This window comes from Sporotomaculum syntrophicum (genome assembly GCF_009932395.1).
Taxonomy (GTDB): domain Bacteria; phylum Bacillota; class Desulfotomaculia; order Desulfotomaculales; family Desulfallaceae; genus Sporotomaculum; species Sporotomaculum syntrophicum.
The window spans coordinates 207870-230723 of record NZ_LSRS01000001.1; the positions used below are offsets into that span (position 1 = coordinate 207870).

The following is a 22854-nucleotide window of genomic DNA, read 5'->3' on the forward strand; positions in this document are numbered from 1 at the left end:
CACCACCATCACTTTTGAGCTATTCCACATTCCGTCCACTTATTCCTGTTGCAGCAAATAAAAACACAGGTTGGACACAATTTAATGATTAATTATGGCCGGTGACTCTCATTGCCTGGTTGTTCGACCCTCAGTGGCTCGTTGGTCGTTTTATTGTGTTCAAACAAGTTAATCTTTACTATCCCGTACAACTGCGCCACCAGCAGACACAATATGCACATCACCAGCACCAGGCGGGCAAATAATAAAAACTTGTCTTTAATCCGGGAAATGACCACAATAAACATAATATTGTGCCCCCTTTGTTCTTGCTGATAACCAATCTTACTGATTTTTGCTGTTACTTGCAGTGCTAAACATATACCATATCATGTATATTAATGCATTAAAAGGTATGTTACAAAATCAGACACCGGTGTTTACCCATTCGCTAACAATGAAGCCAATAACCTGGTCAATTCCGGTGTAATATAACCCTCCGCTAAAGCGGCCAAAGCAAATGCAAGCACGCAGCCGGACATGATTAATGTATAACCGGCAAACTGGGGCGCAATTTGAGTTTGCGAATTAAAGAGTCTTCTAACTAATCGCATAGAAAAAGAAAGTGCGGCTGCTCCACCGATAATTAACGCTGGAATAAAAAGCAGGTTTTGCGGTAGCATGGAGATGAAAACAATCATAAACTCCCGCCAATCAGAATTAGCCGTCAAAAAGCCGATGGTGAACCCCAGCACAAACCCACGAAAAAAAATCAGTGCCAGCACCAGGGGCAGGCAGATAATTGTTAAACCCAGTATATAGATAACCAGACCTATCAGCAGGTTGTCAGATAATATACCCTTAAACATTTTTGATCGGTCCACTTCTATTTCCGCCGCCTGAGCAAAAAAAGATTGCAGATAACTCTGTAAATCTTTGATTTGCTCTGGTGGCAATGTATTAGCCCCTAGCGAACCCATTAATATACCTGTACCAAAAAAAACTATTACAATAAGATAAAGCGGCCAGCTTTGCTGGAAATAAGCAGTCATAAAACCGCGCATGTAACCCATAAAACCGCTCCCTTTATATAACCTGTCCATTGCTATATATATGAGCGGCCGAACGCTAATTATGACCTCAACGTAAATATTCTTCGATGATTGTTCGGGTAATATATTCTGCCGCCAGCACATCCTCCAGTGAATTGCCGCTGGCGGCCACTACAGTGATGCCGGTGCCCAATGCCTGAGCCTTGTTTATAGCCCTGGTTGCTGCGGTACGAGCAGGGGCCGCTCCCTTTTGCACCATGGTTCTGGCTATTGTGCCGGTGAGTACCGCCGGCGCCCCGGCCTGAACCGCGGCATCATAAGCCACCCCTCCGGTGGCTGTAGCAGCTATCACTACTAGATTTTGCATATCAAACAACTTAGGTGTTTCAGCACCAATATTGGGTATTACAGCTGCTATTTCCGCACCGGCCCTGGTCAAACCACCGGCCACTTTGCTAACCTGGCTGAGCCGTTCGGCATCAGTGCCTACCCGTGGCTCAGTCACTAAAACAACTCCGACGCCATGCTCCCGTGCTGCGTGCCCGGCTAAAAAGCCAACGGCGCCCGGATCTACAGTTACAGGAGGCGCAGCTCCATCAGGCGCCGCCCCGAATACAGCGCAAGCACCGGCATCAAGGGCAGCTTCCAGTGTCGTGGACATATCAATAACATCCACAATCACCACCACATCTCCCTGGCGGGCAGCTTCAGCTGCCCCACTGGCATTAACGGTCATTTTAACAACAGGAATTTTCAAGGTGTTTCCTCCGGCATATATAAATTTTAACCGCATAAAATAGTGGTATATTTTGGTTATAGGAGGATTTATCATGCGTTTATTAGTAACCAAAGGTGGATTTTGCTTTAGCGGCAAGATTAGCGAATTCAGGCAGGTAATCCGCCCCTGGTCTCAATCAAACGTTACACTGCAGGAATATATTAATCAGGCTCTGCACTAACAACCACCATATACGTGCATACCTGATTAGCTCTGTGCTTCGTTTAGATTTGCAGTTAACCTGGCGGCATAGCTGCCCGCAGCACCAGCAGCCAGGAAAAAGACCGGGTCATCTGCCGGTGAGCGCCCCATGGAGGTAACCTCTATACCCCGACCTGCCAGTTCAGCCAGCGCCGGCCGGCCATCTTCCCAGACCAAGCTGTGCTTACCTTCCGGCCAGGCTTGGCTGAGCTGGTCCCGTACTAAGGCGTATTGCCTGTAATCAGCCAGTTCAGGCAGCACTACAACGCAGGAAGTTAAGGCAATTTTCCCCAATGCAGTCACCGTATGATGGCTGATACCGTAGTGTCTTTCCCGGAGATCAGCAAAGCTTATGCGGGGAATGGCCACTGGCCGGCCGCCCAGTATATTCACGGCGTTTATTATTTCACCCTGCTCGACACCGGTAAAACCCAACGGGGAAGCAGTGCCTACAATACCCGGACCCATAGCCACAATAACTACATCCGCCCTGGCTATTGTTTTTGCCGTAAGCAGCGCAGTATATATATTGACACACTCCCAATCACCACCAAAGGCGTGGCCGCAGGTAATAGTGGCATCCACCAGACCTGTGGCTTTCAGATCACGCACCAGGTTGCTCATAGGCAACGGCAAGGCAGCACCATCCGTCATCACATACACCACCCTAACCCGGTCTCCCGCAGTCGCCTTGATTCCTGCCGCAGCAGGTGCCAGCATACTGTGCAGCGTACCCACTACCACCGGCAGGCCGTCCAGTGAAGTAGTATTTTTTATTGCTTCCGCGTAAGGACTGTCCGGTTCTTCCGCTGCAAGGACTTTGACCTGACAGGGGCTGTAGCGCAGTTTCATTATGTGCCCGGCCTGGCCGGCATTATGCTCTGTCCTTGATACATTAGCCATCACGAAATGAGCTCCCCCAGTGCCTAATTTTCTAGCCACTGCGGTGGTATTAAGCACCACTGTATCTCCGGTATCCACCGGCCCGGTAAGTAAATCGTAGTTATAGGCTTTTTGTTCAGGCTCCCCGGGTATTTGCACAATAATTTCCGTAAAGTTCGGTCGCCGGGCTTTAACTGACAGCACCCGGCCCTGCCGTATTCGGATCAAAATGAACTTGCTCCCTTCCCGGTCCCCCAGCCGGCTGCAGTGTTAATTATGGCCAACACATAAGAAGCATCCAGCACCAGGTCACTGACTGTGATAAACTCATCGGTAGTATGCACCTTTTGCATGGCAATACCCAGGTTTACCGCCGATATACCGTGTTGGTTAAATATGTGTGTATCGCTTCCACCGCCCGTGCTCATGACAACCGGTTGTAAACCCAAATCCAACGCCGCCTTTTGCGCCAGTTGCACTACCGGAGCATCTGCGGGCACGTTCATGGTAGGATACATGGTTTCTACTCTTACCTGAACCTGCGCGCCACCCTCCCGGGCAGCTTTTTCCAGGGCCTCACAAATTTTCCGAGTCTGCTCAATTCGTTTTTGTTCCTGCAAGCTTCTAGTCTCACCCTTGATCATTACTTTATCCGGTACAATATTGATGGCCACCCCACCGGATATAATCCCAATATTAGCAGTGGTTTCGTGGTCAATTCGGCCAAGCTGCATACCGGCAATAGCCCTGGAAGCCACCTGTACGGCATTAACCCCGTCTTCTGGGTTAATCCCGGCATGAGCTGCTACACCCAGCATTTCAGCGTATATCTCATCCTGGGATGGTCCCTGGTTAATGATAGAGCCTGCAGGGCCGTTGCTGTCCAGTACGTACCCCATCCTGGCCGTGAGGCGAGAAAAATCCAAATACTTAACCCCTAATAACCCCATTTCTTCACAAATAGTAAAAACCAGCTCCAAATCACCGTGGGGCAGTTTTTGTTCCCGCACCACCCGCACTGCCTCCAAGATGGCCGCAATACCGGCTTTATCGTCGGCACCCAGCACGGTGGTCCCATCTGAGCGAATTATGCCATTTTCTTCCACAGGATTTATGCTGCGCCCCGGGGATACAGTATCCATATGGGCTGAAAACATAATTGCAGCCGCAACATCCTCACTTCCGGGCAAACGGGCAATTAAATTTCCTGTGTTTGAGCCGGTTTTAGAGCCGGCATCATCTACATAAACGATAAATCCAAGCTGCTGCAGTTTATCCCTAAGCAGATCGGACATAGGCGCCTCTCGCCTGCTTTCGCTGTCCACCCGCACCAATTCCATAAACTCAGTGACCAACCGTTCCCTGTTAATCAATCGAACCCCACCTTTGTAAACTAATGTTACTAATATAATAACCGCCAAAAGCCCGGCTGTAAAATAACGAGTTTCTGGCGGCAAAATAATAGGGTTATATATTTATTTATTACAACTGAGCTTTAAGGATTTTTTTCCCGTCCCAACATATCTAAATAATTTAAAAAAGCATTCCCGGATATAATCCGGGTAAGGGAATATCTTTCGGTTATGATGTGCATAATCACCAACATGGCCAAATAACCGGCACGGTAGTATCCATCTAGAGAAGCGGCAGCTGTCAAACCAATAACGATCCCCAGTGTGTTAGACCCCGCATCTCCCATCATCACCCTAGCTTTAAAGTCCGCCGGTAAAAATGCCAGCAGAGCACCCAATGTCATGGTCGCCATCACCGCTTCAGAGCTGCCCAGCGCCGCGGGCAACAACAGGATATAAAGTAATATAAAAACTTTGCCGGCCCGGCCGGGACGCAGGTCAAATAAATTAAGCAGGTTAACTGAAAGAGCAATAATCAAAGCGCTGTCTATTATACGCCAGATATTTCCGGGATACATCTGCACGGCTAAAATTAGCGCTAACATCCCACCACCAAGCGCTTTTAAGGCCCCGGTGGTTAGGCGTCCCCGCAGCAAAGCCTTGAAGTGTCCCAATAGTCCGGACGCCTCCCGGCTGCCCCAAAAATCATCCATCAATCCCAAAAAAGTCGCCCCGGCCATAGCCAACAAATAAAGAACAGCGTTTTCACGAAGGTCTGACGACCATATAAAAAATAACGGCATTACCGCATAAACTATTGCAATAAAAAAAACAACCCCTGCGGCCAGGGGAATTTTTTCCCCCTTAAAGTTAGGTCGTACAAAATCTGCCTCAACTATCATAGCCAGTACCTTTTCCCTAATAATAAGAGCTACTAAGAAAGCCAGTACAAAACCCACCGGCAGGTAGAATATTTCTGGCTGCCAATTCAATGCTCTCACCTCGAAAATTATTTCAATACCGCAGCCTTAACCAGTACTCGGGCGACATGACAAAACTGTCTGCCTCGGTGACAAAAGCCTTTTATATCGCGCCCAGTCTCAGCATGAGTCATCTGCACCGGCACTTCCAGAACTGTAAAGCCTGCCCGGACAGCTTTTATTGTAAGCCCTACCTCAACTCCGTAACCCGAAGCAAATGGCAGCAATTTATCCATTACCGGGCGAGTCATTACACGCTGACCGGATAACGGTGACTTCATTTCCAGGCCTGTATAGAATCTAATGCCTTTCCTGGCTAAACCCTTAACCAGACCAAAACCGCCCTTCAGGCGCGGCGGCGGGAATTGAGCCACAGTCATATCAGCCCGGCCTTCTAGAACAGGCGCTAACAACAAACGCGCCTCTCCGGCTGATTCTCCCAGGTCGCCATCCAGCAGCATAACTATATCCGCCTTAATTTGCCTGCTGCCCTCATTGAGCGCAGCACCTTTTCCTTGATTACTGATTAAACTGATCACCCTGGCCCCGGCAGCTGCTGCCAAGTTGGCTGTTTGGTCGGTAGATGCATCGTTTACCACTACAATTTCATCCACTTCAGACAGCTCAGACAGCGCCGCTACAGTTGCGGAAATGGTCTTTGCTTCGTTATAGGCCGGTATCAAAGCCACAACCCGCTTAGCGGAATTAACCACTTTGTTTCTCTCCTTGTTAATAGCCCACAAAGGCAATAAAGAATTAAGCTCCCTGTCCTTGTAAATCAGGCATTAGTTTTTGAGCTGTAGACTTAACTCCATAATGACCCGGCTGTCCACTTAATGCCAGCACCATGGCCATTTGACCGGGTATGGTATCAATATTATCCACCGTACTGATATGCTTGTGCTGGTACTCTTTCATGGATGATGAAATAACATCAGTTTCCTCAACTCCCACCACCGGGATGTTTAATTCTTTATAGTAATCTATTAAAGAGATATCGGCGTGCATATTTCGGTCTTCTTCGCTGTAACTACCACCGACAATAATTAGCCCATCAACAGGAATGCCATATTCCCCATTAGTTTTAAGCAATCCTTTTTCCACAAGATAACCGGTAACCGCCTCATTTTCACCGGTAGTTAGGCAGTTGGCTATTTCAATTCCCAGCCTTTTATATAATTCGTCGCCGGTTGCAACCGGCCAAACTAGTTCCTGCTGTAATGTGGTAATAACTTGCTTTTCATCTTCAATGGCGTTAACCGAAGTTATGGAACTCACGCGTCCCCCAGCATTTTTTATGACTTCGGTCAGTTCCGGTGGAAAACCAAAATTATTCAGTTCCACAATGGCAAAAGTTTTCCCGGCCAACCTGCCGGCTGTTAATACAGGCAGCACTTGTTTTTCAAATTCTTTATGTATGTTAGCATCTGTTTCCAGGGTGTTGGCCCGGGCTTGAACAATTTCATTGGCTTCCCGTAAAGTTTGCAGTTGGTTTTCCAACCCGTTGGTAACTTGTTTCTGGTAATCAATCAGTGCATCATTGCCCAATAAAGTACTGCCAATTAAAATACCTATACCCAAGGCTAAAAAAACAGCTACTAGCGAAGCAATGTGGTATTTATAATCAATAATCATTTAATATCACCTATATTTCCCGTTAAATTCCAACCAGTAAACGAAATTGAATGAGCCAAAGACGCAGCAATTCCCTGGTAGCAGGAGAAATCACCGCAACTGCAGCTACCGGCAGCAGAGCGGCAAAAAAAAGGGGGGCCAGATGTTTGGCTTTCAGTCTGCTTTTGTACAGTTTACTTACTCCTTTGGCATCAATTAATATTGAACCTACCTTAGCTCTAACCAAAAAAGTGCTGGCCATGCCCTTGCGCCCTTTTTCAAGAAAATCAATCATATTGGAATGAGTTCCCACCGCCACGATCAGCTCCGCACCCTTGTCATAGGCGATCAGCATTGCTATATCCTCGCTCGTCCCCGGCGCAGCATAGGTTATAGCAGATAAGCCCATTTCCTGCAGTCGGGCCATACCGGGCGCTCGCCCGTCCGGATAAGCGTGCACTACCAGTTCTGCCCCGCAGAGCAAAGTTTTATCACTCACACTGTCCATATCACCTATGATTATATCAGGCCGCAGGCCAAACTCCATCAAAGCATCTGCGCCACCATCAACTCCAACTAACACAGGTTTTATTTCATCGATGTAAGATTTTATTGCTCTTAAATCTTCTTTGTAATTTTTTCCGCGCACTACAATAAGGGCATGTCTCTCCATAAAAACTGTAGTGACGTCCGGTACTTTGTATTCACCGCAGATTAAACCAATTTCATTTTGGGCGTAATCCATAGTGTTTTGGACAAAGCTGGATAACACTTCTTCTATATTATCTTTGGTAGCATCCATTTTTTGTTTTATTTTATCAACGGTCAATTCTTCCCCGACTGCAAGTACAATATCAGAGAGCATGACCTTGTTGTTTTTTATCTCAATTTCCTGGCCTTCTGTTAAAATTGCAAATAAATCACTGCCCGGGCAATCAAGCAATTTAATACCCGCTTCCACAATGGTTAAAGGCCCGCAATTTGGGTAGACATCACTCATAGATGGGCTATTATTTATTACTGCTTTTACATGAGCCTCAACTAGAGCATTAGCGGCCACCTCGTCCAAATCACTGTGGTCAATTATGGCAATATCGCCGGGTTGCAAGCGCTTAACCAGATGTTTGGTTTTTTTATCCAAACGGGCTATGCCTTTGATGGCCACTTGAATCACCGCCTTTAACTTTGCATTTTACAGTTTTTGCATTTGCGTCAATATGATATTTCAAATGAGTCACTATTAAGCTATATTATACCTCAAAACAAAAACACCTCAAATTTATTGTGTTAAATATTACAATAAATTATTGGTGTGTAATCATAGCCTCATGTTGTTAATATATAGCGTTCTTGCTAAAATATGTGTGTATATTGTTGCGATTATAATGTTTTTTTGTTTACTAACTTACTTTGACTTCAATACGTAACTTATCGGCTACCATAGCAATAAATTCTGAATTAGTTGGTTTGCCACGCTGCAAATTAATGGTGTAACCAAAAAACTTGGTCATCATTTCAATATTACCCCTATCCCAAGCCAGTTCAATTGCATGCCGGATGGCTCTTTCAACCCGACTGGGAGTTGTTTGGTATTTATGAGCGATCATAGGATAAAGCTCTTTAGTTACCGCCCCCAGCAAGCCAACATCTTCAATTACTTGTAAAATAGCATCTCTAAGGTAATGATAACCTTTAATATGAGCCGGCACACCCATTTCGTGAATTATATTGGTTACAGCAACATCTAAATTTTTCGGCTTGGCCACCGTAATATATGGTGAAATGTTAAGCCCGCCTCCGGCCAACTGTCTGATCCGGGTTGCTAGAACCTCGAAATCAAAGGGTTTTAAAATATAGTAATCTGCACCTAGTTCCACCGCTCTTTGCGTTATACTTTCCTGACCAAAAGCCGTTAGCATTATTACCCTGGGTCGATACTTATTTTCGTTGAGCTTTTCCAGTACACCGATCCCATCCAAATGTGGCATAATTACATCCAATACCACAACATCAGGCGCTTCAGTTTGAATTAAATCTAATGCTTCTATACCATTTTGAGCTATACCAACTAAATTGAACTCATCCTGCTGTTGCAAGAATTCTTTTAATAAATCACAAAATTCCCGGTTATCATCAGCTATTAGGATTTTTATTACCTTTCTCATAATTTCCCGCCTCCTGCCAAACATCTTTTTTTATCTAGTATTTACTTTCGACGCAGAAGGGAGAATACCTTTATTTTTTCCTAACAAATTGTTAAAATTTTACTATTTTATAATAAAGAATTTTCAGTTTATGCCGCATTCTTTTTCATATGCTTCGCGTTTAATAAATTTGCTTCGATTAACATATTTTCCGCCAATACACCATACCCTTTAGCCGGGTCATTAATAAATACATGTGTTACAGCTCCTATCAGCCTGCCATTTTGTATGATGGGACTACCGCTCATGCCTTGAATAATTCCTCCAGTACGCCTTAACAACTCCTGGTCCGTGACTTTTATAATTAGATCTTTATTGTTGCCGGCGGGTAATATATCTAAAATTTTAATATTAAATTTTTCTATTTTATTACCATCCAGTACAGTTAAGATCTCTGCCTGGCCTTTTTTAACTTGATATCTCATGGCGATCGGCATAGGTTTATTGTAATATGGATTGTCGATCCCTCTTTGCAGCCTGCCAAATATTCCACAAATAGTATTTTTTTCAATATTTCCAATAATATCGCTATTACCTTTGAATATACCTAATTTTTCACCGGGGGAACCCTTTTTGCCTAGGTGAATCCCTTTGACAGTTGCTTCTACAATCTTACCGTCCACCGGGTTTAATTTGTGACCGCTATCAAAATCCGCAATTACATGACCCAGTGCCCCATAGGTTTTGGTTCGCGGTTCATAAAAAGTTAATGTCCCCACACCGGCAGTACTATTTTTTATGAACAATCCAATACGATAACGGTCAGTTTTATCACACAGAACCGGGGTAATTTGTGCTAATCTTTTTTTATTGCCATGTTTTATCAGCAAGGTGATATCTCTGCCCTGCCTGCCACATTGATCAACAATTTCCTGTAATTGATTTTCACTAGTTATTTTAGAGCCGTTAATTTTTAATATCAAATCACCTACTTCTATGCCTGCTGACCTGGCGGGGAAAAATGTACGACCGTTTTTTTCCACTGCTGCTTCGCCAACTACCATTACGCCTTCAGTATGCAGCAATACACCCACAGATTGACCGCCTGGTATGACATTAAGTGGTTCCACTACATTAACCATCATCCGGTGAATAGGTAAAAGACCGAACAATCTCAGCTGCATTTCTAACTGTCCAGGTTTTGAAGCTATAGGAAGGGAGGTTGCGGGGTTACAGGTAAAATTATGGTGATGATTCCCTTTAATAGAAAGGCTCTCCGATACCGAGTTTAGGTCGAAAATAATGTTTTGCTTTACAGGCCCCGGCAAATCAAGGCTGGAAACAAGGTTATCACCTACATTAATATTCAGTTTGGCAGGAAGAAGACAATGCCAATAAGCATTCAGAGTTATAAAAGATGCCATCAGAGCAAATACTAGTACAAAAGTAGATCCCAATAATCTGCAATGCTTGCTGCGTTTCAGACATCATACCCCCTTGAAAATAATTTTTGAGGGACTTTCATAGTTTCGCATAATGGAAAATAAAATCACCGCCTTTATATAAAACTGTTTTTAATATGTCTTTAAATTGGCCTTGTTTAAGCTCATTTATTCCGCCCTGAAGTGCCGCACATTGCCACCGCCTTTAAAGATGCGGCTTGGCTTTGTTTTGTAACATATTGATAACGTGCAAAAAAAAAAATGGTTGACAGCAACCACTTTAATCCGGATATATATGGTAATAAAACTAATCAGATACTGTTTCCAACCTTATCTTTCATTATGTCTCTGAAAAACGAACTGAAAAAACCGCATGAATTTAAAAAACAAAATAAAATAAGTAAAAATTCACAATATCAAAATCTTACAGCACCTGCATAGTGATAGATATTTTAATTAGGACAAACGGTCGCGAAGCAGGTCGCGCGCGTGTTCTAGGAGGGCATGTGATTCTTGATCGCCGCCCAGCATACGTTTCAGTTCTTCAATACGCTGTTCTTCATTATTTAAGGGGATTACAGATGTTATTGTTCTTTGGCCCTCAACTGATTTTTTAACTAAATAATGTTTGGCTGCACAGGCTGCTACAGCTGCAGCGTGAGTCACACAAAGAATTTGCTTGGTTTGGCTTAATTGCTCCAGTTTTTCCGCCACCGCCTGCAATGTATAGCCGCCAATACCGGAATCAACTTCGTCAAACACCAGTGTGTTTATCTCATCGGCAGAGGCTAGAATAGATTTAAGAGCCAGCATAACCCGTGACAACTCTCCACCGGAGGCAGTTTTAGCCAGTGGGCGCAACGGTTCGCCCGGGTTGGGTGAGATAAGAAATTCCACCGTATTTTGACCCTGTGGGCAAGGCTCAGCCGACATTACCTGCACTACAAACTGTACACTGCTCATCGCCAGGTCTGTTAATTCTTGCTCAATGGCTTGCTTCAAACGGTTAGCTGCTTCCAGTCTGCCTGCTTCCAGCTGCTGCGCCATAGCTTTATATTCCTGGTAGCTTTTTTCGACCTGAGCCTCGATCCCGGCCGCATCTGTTTCCAGAGCCTGTAATTCCTCTAACTCCACGGCAATTCGCTGACGATGAGCAAGTATTTCGGCAATTGTCCGACCGTATTTCTTTTTTAGCCGGTCAATTACAACCAGTCTTTCCTCAATATAATTTAACTCACGCGGATCCGCCTCGACACTATCCTGGCAGGAGGCTAGATCACGGGCGGCTTCTTCCAACAGGCATAAAGCTGAGTAAACATTATCCTGGGCATTTTTTAACCCGGGTAAATACTGGCATAATTCATCCAAGTTTTTTTTAGCCTCACCCAAAAGATCAACGGCAGGGGGGTACCGGTTGGCACCGCTGTGCAAAAGTATCAACGCCTGCCCGGACAACTGAGCTATTTTTTCAGCATTGGCAAGTAAATCACGCCGCTTAATTAGTTCCTCTTCATCTTCACCGGCCAGCCGCGCGGCATCAATTTCTTCCATTTGAAATTTAATCATATCCATGCGTTGCTGTCTTTCCCGGCTGTGGCTGATAATTTTCTCCTTAAGCTGGCAGTGTTTCCGCCACATCCTGAAGGCATTCTCAGATGCCTGCAATAAATTGAGTACCTCGGCGCCACCATACCTGTCCAGCACTTGCATCTGTTTGTCCGCCAGCTGCAAAGATTGCTGGTCATGTTGACCGTGCATATCTACCAATAAACCGGCAACTTCCCGGTAAACAGCCAGATTAACTATCCGACCATTAATGCGGCAGGGATTGCGTCCCTGGCGATTTATTTCCCGGCTTAAAATTAACATACCGGGCTCTTGCTCGTCCATTTCGATACCATTTTGGTCCAGTTGTTCACTAACGCCAGGCAACAGGGTAATATCAAAGGTGGCCTGGACAAGGGCCCGGTCTCGGTCTGTACGAATCAATTCTGTCTGTGCCCGTCCACCCAGTGTAACTCGCAATGCTTCGAGTACTATAGATTTGCCCGCACCTGTTTCACCGGTAAGCACATTAAGACTCGGGCCAAACTCTATTTCCACCTCGTCAATTAATCCAAAATTTTTTATGTATAATGAAATTAACAAACCATTCACCCCCCGGTAAGAGCAACAAATTTCTTCATGGTGGCATGAGTGAATTTTTTTGTCTTAATAACAATTAGGATCGTGTCATCCCCGGCCACCGTACCAATTACTTCGGGCCAGCCCACATTATCGATAGTGGAGGCCACCCCTTGGGCCTCACCAGGTTGTGTTTTGATTATAATCAGATTTTCACTGTTATCCATAGAAATTACAGCATCCCTGAAAAGCCTTTTCATTCGGTCTTCATTTCTTGGATTAACTGAATCACCCGGTAATGTGTATCGGGACATACCTGAATTACCGGGTACCTTGATCAATCCCAATTCTTTGATATCCCTGGATATGGTTGCCTGGGTAACTGAAAACCCGGCTTTCTGAAGCGCCTCAACCAATTCTTCCTGGGTACTGATTTCATGTTCTTTAATTAATTCTACTATTTTTTTATGGCGCCAGGCTTTCATTTTCTTTTTTCACCCTTTCTATAAAAATTAAAAAGGGAGCCGCAACAGATTTATTAATAAAGGCTACCTTAAGTACGCCAAACACAAGTGGATTAAGCCCAGCTGCCATTTCCTCAACAGCCCGGCTCTCTTCACCGGCACCGCAGTGGCCTGTATACACTACCAGGCTGATTCTGCCGCCCGGCTTTAACAGTTCCAATGCAATTTGCAGTGCCCTGGTAGTCGTCTGCGAGCGAGTTATTATATCATGATCGCCACCTGGTAAATATCCTAAATTAAAAATGAAGGCATCTACAGGAGTATTAATATACATATCCATTTTTTCGTGCCCGTCATGAATCAGCTGTACATTTTTATCAAGACCAAATTGAGTTAAGCGCCTGGCTGTTACGTCCAAGGCAGCCTGCTGTACATCAAATGCGTAAACCTTGCCGCTTATCCCCACTAAATTAGCCAAATAAAGAGTATCGTAGCCATTACCCGCGGTAGCATCTACTGCCACACAGCCTTTATGGAGTACCTCGCCAACAAATTGCTGTCCTAAAAGCACCGCATTTCCCCGTACATTGGCAAAGTTAACGGGCCGCTTATTATACATTGGTCCCGTCTCCCTCTTTTAACTTTTCTTTCAATATATCAAAAAATGTTTGATTACTTAGTCTAATAAATTTAGCCACGCACGTGGCTTTACGTACTTTTATCAAATCCCCAAACTGCAGGCGCATACCATGCTGTCCGTCCATAGTGAGCATTACTTCACCTTGTTTGGAACGCAAAACTACTTGCACCTCGCTGTTCGCCGCTATAACCAGCGGTCTGGCCCATAAGGCATGTGGGCAAATTGGTGTAACCACCATTAGTTCCAAGTTAGGTAATACCAGCGGGCCGCCGGCAGATAGTGAATAAGCTGTTGAACCTGTAGGAGTGGAGATAATTATTCCATCTGCGTGATAAGTGTTAAACAGTTGACCATCCACCAACGTATCAAAAACAATCATCCGGGCAAAGGCCCCTTTAGTAATCACGGCATCATTTAAGCCTATTATCGGCTCATAAACATGTCCGTCCCGTACAACACTTGCCTGCAGCATCATCCGTTCCTCAATGGCATATTTTCCGGTCAACAGACAATCTATAGCCTCGAACAAATGCGGGACGGTTACTTCGGTAAGAAATCCCAGGTGCCCCAGGTTGACACCAAATATAGGCACACCTAGAGACGCAGCTAACCGTGCACCATGCAACAGGGTGCCGTCTCCCCCCAGCACCATCAGACACTGGATTTGACGTACTAAATCCGGTCTGGTACAGCCTGCGGCATGTTGCCCAACCAATCCGGCAGTATCATCATCCAGCATTAACGTAACCCCCCGGTCACTTAGCCAGTCAGAAATGTCATTAACTAAACTTGTTATTCTTTCTCCTGTCAAATTGGACAGCAGACCAATGGTGTTCAATATTCCGCTCCTTTAGAAAAATTACGGTGCGCCTCAGACACCGCACGGTCAATCAACATAGATAACCCGTCTACTCGAAGAGCAGGTTTTTTAAAATACATCAGGTACTCAATATTGCCCTCCGGTCCTTTAACCGGAGAGTAATCAACGCCCAACACCTCCATGCCTAAACTTAAAGCTGTATGTACAACTTTTTGCAGCACTTCCCGGTGCACCGCAGGGTCTTTAACTACCCCTTTTTTACCCACCGCCTCGCGGCCGGCCTCAAACTGCGGTTTCACCAAAGCTACGCCTTCATAATTATCCAGCAAGTATACAACCCGGGGCAACACCAGCCCCAGTGAAATAAAAGACACATCAATGGTAACCAGGTCCGGCAAGCCGGCTGTAAAAACATCTCTGTTCATATAACGGATATTGGTACGCTCCAGAACCCGTACTCGAGGATCAGAGCGCAGTGACCAGGCCATCTGGCCATAACCAACGTCTACTGCATAAACCAGTGCAGCGCCATGCTGTAAAGCGCAATCGGTGAAACCGCCGGTGGAGGCACCGATGTCCAAAACCACTCTGCCGCGCATATCAATGGGAAAAACCTGCACTGCCCGGGCAAGTTTGTACCCGCCCCGGCTAACAAAGGGCATTTTCCGTTTAATTGAAATATCCTCTTTTCGGACATCTACCCTTTGCCCCGGCTTGTCCACCAGTATACCGCCAACCATTACATCACCGGCCATTAAAGCAGCCCTGGCCTTTTCCCGGCTATCAAAAAAGCCCATTTCCACAAGCAATACGTCAATCCTTTTCTTGTCCGGCACTTTCCTTACGCGCCTCCGCCCAGGCTAATAATTTTCGTACCTTTAGTTTGGCCGGAATCAATCATTCGCCTGGCTATATTTACAATATTTTCCGACTGCAACCCGTACTTGTCACGTAAAAACGACTGGCTGCCATGTTCCAGGAAAATGTCCCCAATACCCAGGCATTTAACCTGTACTCCCGTCATATCCTTAACCGCAAGCAACTCCAATACTGATGCGCCAAAACCTCCTGCTAAGATATTTTCTTCCACTGTAATTAACCGGCCGGTGCGTGCAGCCCAACGGGTAATGCATTCCTCGTCTAAAGGCTTAATAAACCTGGCATTAATCACAGTAGCCAGCACACCTTGCTCCTTTAAAACAGACGCCGCACGACGGGCTGCCGGCACCGTATTGCCTACGGCTAACAGGGTAATATCTTTTCCTTCCACCAGCACTTCGGCCTGACCTACTGAAAGCGCCCTGCTGTGCCTGTCCAGAGCAACACCCAGGCCGGTTCCCCTGGGAAAACGCAGTGCGCACGGGCTATTTAGCTGCAAAGCAGTATGCAGCATATGCTGAAGCTCGTTTTCATCCGCCGGTGCCATAATCGACATATTTGGAACACTGCGCAAATAGGATATATCGAATAAACCATGGTGCGTTGGGCCGTCATCACCTACGATACCGGCGCGATCTACCGCAAAGACCACAGGTAATTTGGGCAAGCACACATCATGGATAATCTGATCATAAGCCCGCTGTAAAAACGTAGAATAAATAGCTACCACAGGTTTAAAACCCTCGCTGGCCAGCCCGGCCGCCAGGGTTACCGCGTGTTGTTCAGCAATTCCCACATCAAAAAAACGTTCAGGGAATTTTTGGGCAAACCCGCTAAGACCGGTACCGCTGCACATGGCGGCAGTGATGGCGACAATAGCAGGGTCTTGTTCAGCCAGCTTAACCAGCGTGCGCCCAAAAATTTCGGTATACGTACTGATATCGTTTTTTTCAAGGCTGCTGCCGGAATTGATGTCAAACGGCCCGATACCATGGAATTTGTCCGCTTTTTGCACCGCCGGCGCGTATCCGCGCCCTTTTTCCGTGACCACGTGCACCAGTACCGGGCCGCCCAATGCTTTGGCCTGCTCCAAGGTTTCCAGCATAGAAGGTATATTGTGCCCGTCAATAGGTCCCAGGTAAGTAAAACCTAGTTCCTCAAAGATCATGCCCGGAACTACCAAATACTTAAAGCTGTCCTTAATACGTTCCGCAACCTTAGCCACAGTGGAACCGATGGTGGGGATGCGGCGCAATATATGCTCTATTTCATCCTTGCCCCTCGAGTATTTGGGGTCCGTGCGGATGCGGTTCAAATAGCCCGACATGGCACCTACATTAGCCGATATACTCATTTTATTGTCGTTTAGCACAACAATTAAATCCTTCTTTAATTGCCCGGCATGGTTTAAGGCCTCAAAAGCCATACCTCCGGTCATTGAGCCGTCGCCGATAACTGCCACAACATTATTCCGGTCGCCTCTGAAATCTCTGGCAAGCACCATACCCAGGGCTACCGATATAGAGGTACTGCTGTGACCAGTACCAAATGCATCGTGTTCGCTTTCATCTGGCCGTGGAAAACCACTAAGCCCGCCGTAACAGCGCAGCGAACTGAATTGCTCCCGTCTGCCGGTAACTAATTTGTGTACATAACACTGGTGACCCACGTCCCAGATTATTTTATCCTGAGGTGTTTCAAACACACAGTGCAGCGCCAGGGTCAACTCTACGACCCCTAAATTAGATGCCAGATGACCGCCGTTTTTTGCCACAGTACCAATAATTTCTTCCCTGATTTCCCCGGCCAGCCGGTCTAGCTGAGCAAGAGTGAGCGCCCGAACATCCCGTGGGGAATTGATTTGATCCAGATACCTGCCCAAGGTTTCACCTCATCTTGTTGTCAGGTTACGACTATAAATAGATTTATTTTTTTACGATATTTTTTCCCGTTATACCACTGAAAGCTGCCAATACTTTTCCCACAATAAAAATTACACCATTAGCATTACTGAGGGCAATTTTTTTACCATAAGCCTTGCCCCCTACTGTTAATGCAGCAATCAGCGCCGTAATCAGCATATTCAAAAAAAACTGGTTAAGATCCTGCATGAAGCTGATGATTTGCAAACCAAGAGCTATGCCCAGCGCTCCACTTAATGTACCGGCAATATCACCAATTACATCATTGGTGATATTTGCTACCCGGTCGGCATTGCGAATTAATAACACGCTTTCTTTGGCACCGGTTACTTTTTTAGCTGCCTTGGCATGAAATGGCGCCTCATCCGCCGCGGCCACAGAAGTGCCGATGATATCCGCTATGATACCAAATAATACAATAAAAAACAGTAACAAAAACGAAAAGATCAGGCTATTGATGGTTATAGCTAAATACTGGGATAGTAGAAAGAAAACCGCGGCAAAGGAAAAAGAAAGAAAACCGACAAATATAACAAACTTGCCGGAAACCGTGGACTTATTATTTTTCAACCATTTCACTCCATATAAATTATGAAGGTAATATGGCATTGCCAGGATTACACCCGGGATGCCAATGTATATGTAGAAGAACAAGTGACAACGATACGGGTAAATGTTGTGGCTTAGGTCCAGCAGGTTTTCCCAATTTCGTACCGGCTGTCGCCATACCGGCGGTTTCCCTTTAAACGAAACTCCGGAAAGTATAAGTTCCGGGGCTGGATTACCACTTAGTCCACACTGTAATCCCCGTACCGTCCCAGTACATGGACAGCCTAGGAGTTTTCCTCAACGGGAGTACCTTTTCCTAGCCTCTTTTGCAATGACGGTTTAAACCCACGGCATATTACGCTTGGGCCCATACGTAATATGCCGTTAAAGGACCTCCACCGGCATCACTCAAGGCAGGCTACACTGCACGCAGCTTCCCCCACATGCAGGTTTACCCCCCAGCCATAGCAACCGCTGCTAGCAAGTTACCACGCACTGGGGTCTCCACGAGGGCAGGGTCAACGCCCGCATGCCATTGCGGATCGCCCCGCCCTCTTAACTCCCAGTACCAACCCCCAACTGGGCGTCGGCAGCCAGCACCAGGAACTTCATCGATGTGCCCTTAACGGATTTTTAGGCCCGTCTTCAAAAAAGGGTTCCCGACTAGGATACTGCGTCACTTGTTCGTAGAATAACTATAAATCAATTTCGCTGCATAATTATAACATAATTATTCATTAAACAGCAAACATTCATTCCCGTCATCTGTGGTCAATTAAGGTCAAGTGAGCCCGGTTTATTACATTATGCTGAACCGCTTTCATCAATAACAACGTTTAAGCTAGTTTAGTCTATACATTGGTTCGATTTCGTCTTTACTCATTTTAATACTCTCGATGCAGAACAAAATAAACCAGCTCGCGCAAAAAGTCAGCTTCAGCGCCAAAGAAGTCTAGAGCACCGGTAGCACGCTCGGCCGATTGCCGGGCCATCGCTTTGGCCGCAGCTAAACCATACAGCGCTGGATAAGTGGCTTTGTCATTGTTCACGTCACTGCCCACCGGCTTGCCTATCTTTTGCTCGTCACCTTCAATATCCAATATATCATCTATAATTTGAAAGGCCAACCCCAGATTTTCGGCATAGATAGTAAGCTTGTTCAACTGTTCAGGGTTTGCACCGGATAAAATAGCTCCAGACCGCACCGATGCCCGGTACAAAGCACCGGTCTTACGGGTATGAATGTAATCAAGGGTATGTTTATCGATTAACTTACCTGCCGATAGTATATCCACTACCTGGCCGCCGATTAATCCGGCTGTACCGGCAGCCTGGGCTACTTCAGCGATTACCCGGACTATCATGCCAGCATCTGCAGGGCTATTTTGGGGCAGTCCGGCTAATAGCTTGAAGGCCAGTGTCAAAAGTGCATCACCCACCAGTACAGCTATGGCTTCTCCATACACCTTGTGATTGGTCGGCCTGCCCCGGCGTAAATCGTCGTTGTCCATGGCCGGTAAATCATCATGCACCAGCGAGTAAGTGTGTAGCAGTTCAATAGCGCAGGCAGCGGGCAGCACAGTTGTTTCATCGCCACCAACAGCCCGGGCAGAGGCCAGCACCAGGGCAGGTCTAAGGCGTTTACCGCCGGCGAAAACACTGTAACGCATGGCTTCGTGAATCACTTCAGGGTAATTGCTGTTCTGCGGCAGGTACTCATTAAGTGCCTCATCTACTATACCTGCCTGCCTGGCCAGTTCCTCTTTAAAGCTCATGTTTACAGTTCCTCTTCCCGAATAACAACCCGGCCATTATCATCCTCCAACAGTACATAAATTTGTTTTTCCGCCTGTTCCAAATGCTTGCTGCAATGTTTAGTAAGCTTAATACCTTCGGCAAACAAATCCAGCGATTCCTCAAGGGGCAGGTTGCCCTCTTCCAACCGGTTAACCAGCACTTCCAAGCGTGACAGTGCTTCTTCAAAGGTTAAAGTATCATTATTATTCATTGTTGCCTGTTAGCCTCCACTACTATAATTACTAATATTTTAAATTATATATTAATCAGCTGGCAGACACCATACTTTTAAGCACCGTATAGACGGCGATGCCGCAAGTAGATCTTTATTGTCAAAGCGCCCTAAAAAGCAAAAGAAGGGCTAACATGCCCTTCCAAGTTAAATATATTATTTCATCCTCTCCCGCACTACTGCGACGGCCTGTTCTTTGAAGTCAGCAGCCTTACTAATCAACTGCTCTTTCTCCGCCATGATATTCTGCACATAATGTTCATCTTTGATCAGCGGAAGATTAATGTCAGCACTCAACAATACCGCATTCAAGGCTGCTTCACACACGTAGGCTGCCACACCGGCGTCACTGATGGCCATTTTGTTGCCAAGTTTAGCTAGACGGCCGGTAATTTTCAGTGCTTCCAGCAGAACACGAGCTATTTCCATGGGAGTATCAGTAGCAGCCTTTAGTGCTTTCTGCATCATTTCTTCCCGTTTTACCTTCTCATCGTCAGTTTTTTTAGGCAGCCTGAAAACTTCAATAAACTTACCAAAAGCAGCTATGTCCGCAGCCATTAGTTTTTCCAGCTTATTAATAATAAAATAAGCAGCTCCGGTAATCTGCTTAACCTCAGGTTCTACCTCCAGGTACTGGGGCTTGCCCACGGTGAGGTTGCCCACCATGGCAGTCATAGCCACCCCTAAAGTACCTACCAGTGCAGATACACTGCCGCCGCCGGGCGTAGGCGCATCGGAGGCCGCTGCCGCCACTACCTTGCGAAATGGAAAATCATAAATTTCACTCACGGAATCACCTCTCATAAAAAACCCTGACACGGGTGGTAAAAGCAATATTACTGTTTACGGTCAGTTAGGTCAGTCCCTGCAGTTTAATAGCCTTCAGCAGGTTTTTCTGCACCAGTACAGCAGTCAGGCTACCTACGCCGCCCGGGACGGGACTAATGGCACCGGCCACTTCCTTGACGCTGTCAAAATCCACGTCACCGCAGATACCGCCGCCATCTGGAAAATTGATACCGGCATCCACTACCACGGCACCCGGCTTGATCATGTCGGCTGTAACCATTTTAGCCCGCCCTACCGCCACAATAACGATATCGGCTTGTTTGGTATGATAGGCTAGATCAGCCGTCTTAGAATGACATACGGTAACCGTGGCATCATGCTTGAGCAGCATGAACAACAATGGCTTACCAACAGTTTCACCGCGGCCAACGATCACAGCGTTTTTACCCGTAATGGCAAGACCTGTGCGGGTGAGCAGCTCAATACAGCTCTGGGGGGTAGTCGGGAACAGGCCCTCCCCGCCGCTTAAAATATAGCCGCGATTGATGGGATGGGAGCCGTCCACATCCTTCTTGGGATCAACCGCTTCCAGTACAAGGTTTTTATCTATCCCCTCAGGCAGTGGCATTTCAATCATAATGCCATGGACCCCGGGCTCTTTATTCCAGGCATCAATAATGGCGAGCACTTCCCCTATGGGGGAAAATGCAGACATGGTTTTTAATTCAAATTCTATACCCACTTTGCCGCAGGACTTTTCCTTGGCGCGGGCATAAACTACTGAAGCCGGATCATCGCCTACCAGCAGCACATTCAATTTAGGTGTAATCCCTTTTTTTTTCATCTGTATTACTTCAGTTTTAACTTCTTCTCGGATAACCTCCGCTATAGCTTTGCCGTCAATCAGGGTTGCAGCCATTAGTCATTATCCCCCCAAGGTAATTATTATTTAATTTTTTTCCTTAACCATACAAGTTAACTTACCTCGCTGCAAGTGCAACTGCACTTGATCGCCCACCTGCACCTGGCCAGCGTCCCGCAGTACCAGGCCGGCTGGATCCAAAGCATAACTATATCCCCTGGCCATTGTGGCCAGCGGGCTAAGGGCATCAAGGCGTCCTGCCAGCAAAGCAAGGCGATTGTTAAAACTTTTGGTGACCGTCCGAACACCCCCGGCAAGCTGCCTGGCCAGCGTGTCCACGGTTTGCCGCCGTTGTTCAATCAGCCAATCCACAGGCCTGGCCATTACCCGGCTCCTGGCACAATAGTTTAGCCGCTGCTGATAACCGCGAATTTGCTGTACCAGACAGCGAGTTAACTGTGACTTTTGCATTGCCATCAGTCTGATCAAATCCTCACGATCCGGCACGGCTAATTCCGCCGCCGCTGAGGGAGTAGGCGCACGTAAATCGGCCGCCAAATCCGCCAGAGTAAAATCCGTTTCATGACCAACAGCCGATATAACCGGAACAGTGGAAGCGGCAATGCTTCTTACCACCAGCTCAGTATTAAAAGCCCATAGTTCCTCCAAGGAACCGCCTCCCCGGCCAACGATAATTAAATCCAGATCATTAAGCCGGTTCAGCCGCTCCAAAGCCTGAGCTACCTCCCGGGGGGCAGACTCTCCCTGCACCGCTACAGGAGCCAGGATAATATTGACCTGTGGCCAGCGACGGTGCAATATATGTATAATATCCCGCACCGCAGCACCTGTCGGCGAGGTCACGATACCTATACAGCGAGGATAACGTGGCAGCACCTTTTTTTTGTTTGGCTCAAACAACCCTTCACCAGCCAGCTGTTGTTTAAGCTTCTCCAGGGCGGCAAAAAGTGCCCCTGTGCCATCCGGTTCCACTTGCTCGGCATATAACTGGTACTGACCGTCCCGGTCGTAGACGGTAACATAGCCTCTGACCCGCACGGCCAGTCCATTGCCAGGAGAGCATTTTAAGAACCTGGCCCGGGAACGAAACATCACTACTCTGATACAAGAAAAATTATCTTTTAATGTAAAGTAAATATGTCCGGAGACAGCTTTTTTATAATTTGATATTTCCCCCTTGACCCAGAGATCCGCCAATTTAAAGTCATTTTCCAGGATCCCTTTTATGTGTCCGGTTAATTGCTGAACAGTAAATATTTGCATAAATTCAAATCCTCTAATATATTTTCCCCAATTGCGGCATTTGATAAAAAACCCGGCACCAGCTTGCG

At 46.4% G+C, this 22854-nt stretch carries 24 protein-coding genes; 1 reads left to right on the forward strand and 23 read right to left on the reverse strand.

Features of this window, described 5'->3' with window-relative positions; genetic code table 11:
- Positions 1 to 92: 92 nt before the first annotated feature.
- The 3 genes from SPSYN_RS01105 to SPSYN_RS01115 form a co-directional block, all read right to left on the reverse strand.
- Positions 93 to 287 (reverse strand): hypothetical protein, encoded by a 195-nt coding sequence (locus SPSYN_RS01105; RefSeq protein WP_161820661.1) that lies wholly within the window; start codon positions 285 to 287, stop codon positions 93 to 95.
- A gap of 132 nt (positions 288 to 419) precedes the next feature.
- A complete protein-coding gene (spoIIM, locus tag SPSYN_RS01110) occupies positions 420 to 1052 on the reverse strand; it encodes a stage II sporulation protein M (protein WP_161820662.1) in 633 nt (210 codons plus the stop codon).
- Between the two features lie 67 nt (positions 1053 to 1119).
- Positions 1120 to 1788: a hypothetical protein gene (locus tag SPSYN_RS01115; protein WP_161820663.1), complete on the reverse strand. Its 669-nt coding sequence runs from the start codon at positions 1786 to 1788 to the stop codon at positions 1120 to 1122.
- 73 nt (positions 1789 to 1861) lie between these two features.
- On the opposite strand from SPSYN_RS01115, the gene SPSYN_RS16135 reads away from it, so the two are divergent.
- Positions 1862 to 1990: a hypothetical protein gene (locus SPSYN_RS16135; protein ID WP_279279222.1), complete on the forward strand. Its 129-nt coding sequence runs from the start codon at positions 1862 to 1864 to the stop codon at positions 1988 to 1990.
- A 26-nt stretch (positions 1991 to 2016) separates the two neighbouring features.
- On the opposite strand, the gene SPSYN_RS01120 is transcribed toward SPSYN_RS16135, so the two are convergent.
- From SPSYN_RS01120 to xseA, 20 genes are all read right to left on the reverse strand, one after another.
- Positions 2017 to 3120, reverse strand: a complete 1104-nt coding sequence (locus SPSYN_RS01120; RefSeq protein ID WP_161820664.1) for a DUF3866 family protein — start codon at positions 3118 to 3120, stop codon at positions 2017 to 2019.
- Positions 3117 to 4265, reverse strand: a complete 1149-nt coding sequence (locus tag SPSYN_RS01125; protein ID WP_161820665.1) for a M20/M25/M40 family metallo-hydrolase — start codon at positions 4263 to 4265, stop codon at positions 3117 to 3119. The genes SPSYN_RS01120 and SPSYN_RS01125 overlap by 4 nt, the downstream gene beginning before the upstream one ends.
- A 122-nt stretch (positions 4266 to 4387) precedes the next feature.
- The gene (locus SPSYN_RS01130) at positions 4388 to 5236 is read right to left on the reverse strand and encodes an MraY family glycosyltransferase (protein ID WP_161820666.1); all 849 of its coding nucleotides are present in this window, start codon (positions 5234 to 5236) and stop codon (positions 4388 to 4390) included.
- A 17-nt stretch (positions 5237 to 5253) separates the two neighbouring features.
- Positions 5254 to 5937 (reverse strand): glycosyltransferase family 2 protein, encoded by a 684-nt coding sequence (locus tag SPSYN_RS01135; protein WP_161820667.1) that lies wholly within the window; start codon positions 5935 to 5937, stop codon positions 5254 to 5256.
- Positions 5938 to 5980: 43 nt separating this feature from the next.
- Positions 5981 to 6859 (reverse strand): copper transporter, encoded by an 879-nt coding sequence (locus SPSYN_RS01140; RefSeq protein WP_161820668.1) that lies wholly within the window; start codon positions 6857 to 6859, stop codon positions 5981 to 5983.
- Between the two features lie 22 nt (positions 6860 to 6881).
- Positions 6882 to 8003, reverse strand: a complete 1122-nt coding sequence (gene steA / locus SPSYN_RS01145) for a putative cytokinetic ring protein SteA (RefSeq protein ID WP_161820669.1) — start codon at positions 8001 to 8003, stop codon at positions 6882 to 6884.
- 235 nt (positions 8004 to 8238) lie between these two features.
- Positions 8239 to 9003 (reverse strand): sporulation transcription factor Spo0A, encoded by a 765-nt coding sequence (gene spo0A, locus SPSYN_RS01150; protein WP_423828264.1) that lies wholly within the window; start codon positions 9001 to 9003, stop codon positions 8239 to 8241.
- Positions 9004 to 9131: 128 nt separating this feature from the next.
- On the reverse strand, positions 9132 to 10406 hold the full coding sequence (spoIVB, locus tag SPSYN_RS01155; RefSeq protein WP_161820924.1) for a SpoIVB peptidase: 1275 nt from the start codon (positions 10404 to 10406) through the stop codon (positions 9132 to 9134).
- 474 nt (positions 10407 to 10880) lie between these two features.
- Positions 10881 to 12572, reverse strand: coding sequence for a DNA repair protein RecN (gene recN, locus SPSYN_RS01160; RefSeq protein WP_161820670.1), 1692 nt, complete (start codon positions 12570 to 12572; stop codon positions 10881 to 10883).
- Positions 12573 to 12577: 5 nt separating this feature from the next.
- Positions 12578 to 13033 carry an arginine repressor gene (argR, locus tag SPSYN_RS01165; protein WP_161820671.1) on the reverse strand — a complete coding sequence of 152 codons (456 nt, stop codon included), beginning with the start codon at positions 13031 to 13033 and terminating at the stop codon, positions 12578 to 12580.
- Complete coding sequence (mnmM, locus tag SPSYN_RS01170; RefSeq protein ID WP_161820672.1) at positions 13014 to 13631, reverse strand: tRNA 5-(aminomethyl)-2-thiouridylate-methyltransferase MnmM; 618 nt, start codon at positions 13629 to 13631, stop codon at positions 13014 to 13016. The genes argR and mnmM overlap by 20 nt, the downstream gene beginning before the upstream one ends.
- Positions 13624 to 14490 (reverse strand): NAD(+)/NADH kinase, encoded by an 867-nt coding sequence (locus SPSYN_RS01175; protein WP_161820673.1) that lies wholly within the window; start codon positions 14488 to 14490, stop codon positions 13624 to 13626. Before SPSYN_RS01175 ends, mnmM begins: the two co-directional genes overlap by 8 nt.
- Positions 14487 to 15308 carry a TlyA family RNA methyltransferase gene (locus tag SPSYN_RS01180; protein ID WP_161820674.1) on the reverse strand — a complete coding sequence of 274 codons (822 nt, stop codon included), beginning with the start codon at positions 15306 to 15308 and terminating at the stop codon, positions 14487 to 14489. Before SPSYN_RS01180 ends, SPSYN_RS01175 begins: the two co-directional genes overlap by 4 nt.
- 5 nt (positions 15309 to 15313) lie before the next feature.
- Positions 15314 to 17233 carry a 1-deoxy-D-xylulose-5-phosphate synthase gene (gene dxs / locus SPSYN_RS01185; RefSeq protein ID WP_161820675.1) on the reverse strand — a complete coding sequence of 640 codons (1920 nt, stop codon included), beginning with the start codon at positions 17231 to 17233 and terminating at the stop codon, positions 15314 to 15316.
- Positions 17234 to 17276: 43 nt separating this feature from the next.
- A complete protein-coding gene (locus SPSYN_RS01190) occupies positions 17277 to 17852 on the reverse strand; it encodes a hypothetical protein (RefSeq protein ID WP_341478845.1) in 576 nt (191 codons plus the stop codon).
- An 854-nt stretch (positions 17853 to 18706) separates the two neighbouring features.
- Positions 18707 to 19597, reverse strand: coding sequence for a polyprenyl synthetase family protein (locus tag SPSYN_RS01195; RefSeq protein ID WP_161820677.1), 891 nt, complete (start codon positions 19595 to 19597; stop codon positions 18707 to 18709).
- 2 nt (positions 19598 to 19599) lie between these two features.
- The gene (xseB, locus tag SPSYN_RS01200) at positions 19600 to 19830 is read right to left on the reverse strand and encodes an exodeoxyribonuclease VII small subunit (RefSeq protein ID WP_161820678.1); all 231 of its coding nucleotides are present in this window, start codon (positions 19828 to 19830) and stop codon (positions 19600 to 19602) included.
- A 177-nt stretch (positions 19831 to 20007) separates the two neighbouring features.
- Entirely contained in the window at positions 20008 to 20640 is a 633-nt protein-coding gene (locus SPSYN_RS01205; RefSeq protein WP_161820679.1) for a cyclodeaminase/cyclohydrolase family protein, read from the reverse strand.
- A 64-nt stretch (positions 20641 to 20704) separates the two neighbouring features.
- Positions 20705 to 21559 (reverse strand): bifunctional 5,10-methylenetetrahydrofolate dehydrogenase/5,10-methenyltetrahydrofolate cyclohydrolase, encoded by an 855-nt coding sequence (locus tag SPSYN_RS01210; RefSeq protein WP_161820680.1) that lies wholly within the window; start codon positions 21557 to 21559, stop codon positions 20705 to 20707.
- Between the two features lie 30 nt (positions 21560 to 21589).
- Complete coding sequence (gene xseA, locus SPSYN_RS01215; RefSeq protein WP_161820681.1) at positions 21590 to 22786, reverse strand: exodeoxyribonuclease VII large subunit; 1197 nt, start codon at positions 22784 to 22786, stop codon at positions 21590 to 21592.
- Between the last annotated feature and the right edge of the window lie 68 nt (positions 22787 to 22854).

Bases quoted from the DNA above. Each gene is read 5' to 3' on its own strand.
- SPSYN_RS01105 (WP_161820661.1), bottom strand. From the start codon at position 287: ATGTTTATTGTGGTCATTTCCCGGATTAAAGACAAGTTTTTATTATTT.
- spoIIM (WP_161820662.1), bottom strand. From the start codon at position 1,052: ATGGGTTACATGCGCGGTTTTATGACTGCTTATTTCCAGCAAAGCTGG.
- SPSYN_RS16135 (WP_279279222.1), top strand. From the start codon at position 1,862: ATGCGTTTATTAGTAACCAAAGGTGGATTTTGCTTTAGCGGCAAGATT.
- SPSYN_RS01140 (WP_161820668.1), bottom strand. From the start codon at position 6,859: ATGATTATTGATTATAAATACCACATTGCTTCGCTAGTAGCTGTTTTT.
- spo0A (WP_423828264.1), bottom strand. From the start codon at position 9,003: ATGAGAAAGGTAATAAAAATCCTAATAGCTGATGATAACCGGGAATTT.
- spoIVB (WP_161820924.1), bottom strand. From the start codon at position 10,406: ATGGCATCTTTTATAACTCTGAATGCTTATTGGCATTGTCTTCTTCCT.
- argR (WP_161820671.1), bottom strand. From the start codon at position 13,033: ATGAAAGCCTGGCGCCATAAAAAAATAGTAGAATTAATTAAAGAACAT.
- mnmM (WP_161820672.1), bottom strand. From the start codon at position 13,631: ATGTATAATAAGCGGCCCGTTAACTTTGCCAATGTACGGGGAAATGCG.
- SPSYN_RS01195 (WP_161820677.1), bottom strand. From the start codon at position 19,597: ATGAGCTTTAAAGAGGAACTGGCCAGGCAGGCAGGTATAGTAGATGAG.
- xseB (WP_161820678.1), bottom strand. From the start codon at position 19,830: ATGAATAATAATGATACTTTAACCTTTGAAGAAGCACTGTCACGCTTG.
- SPSYN_RS01210 (WP_161820680.1), bottom strand. From the start codon at position 21,559: ATGGCTGCAACCCTGATTGACGGCAAAGCTATAGCGGAGGTTATCCGA.
- xseA (WP_161820681.1), bottom strand. From the start codon at position 22,786: ATGCAAATATTTACTGTTCAGCAATTAACCGGACACATAAAAGGGATC.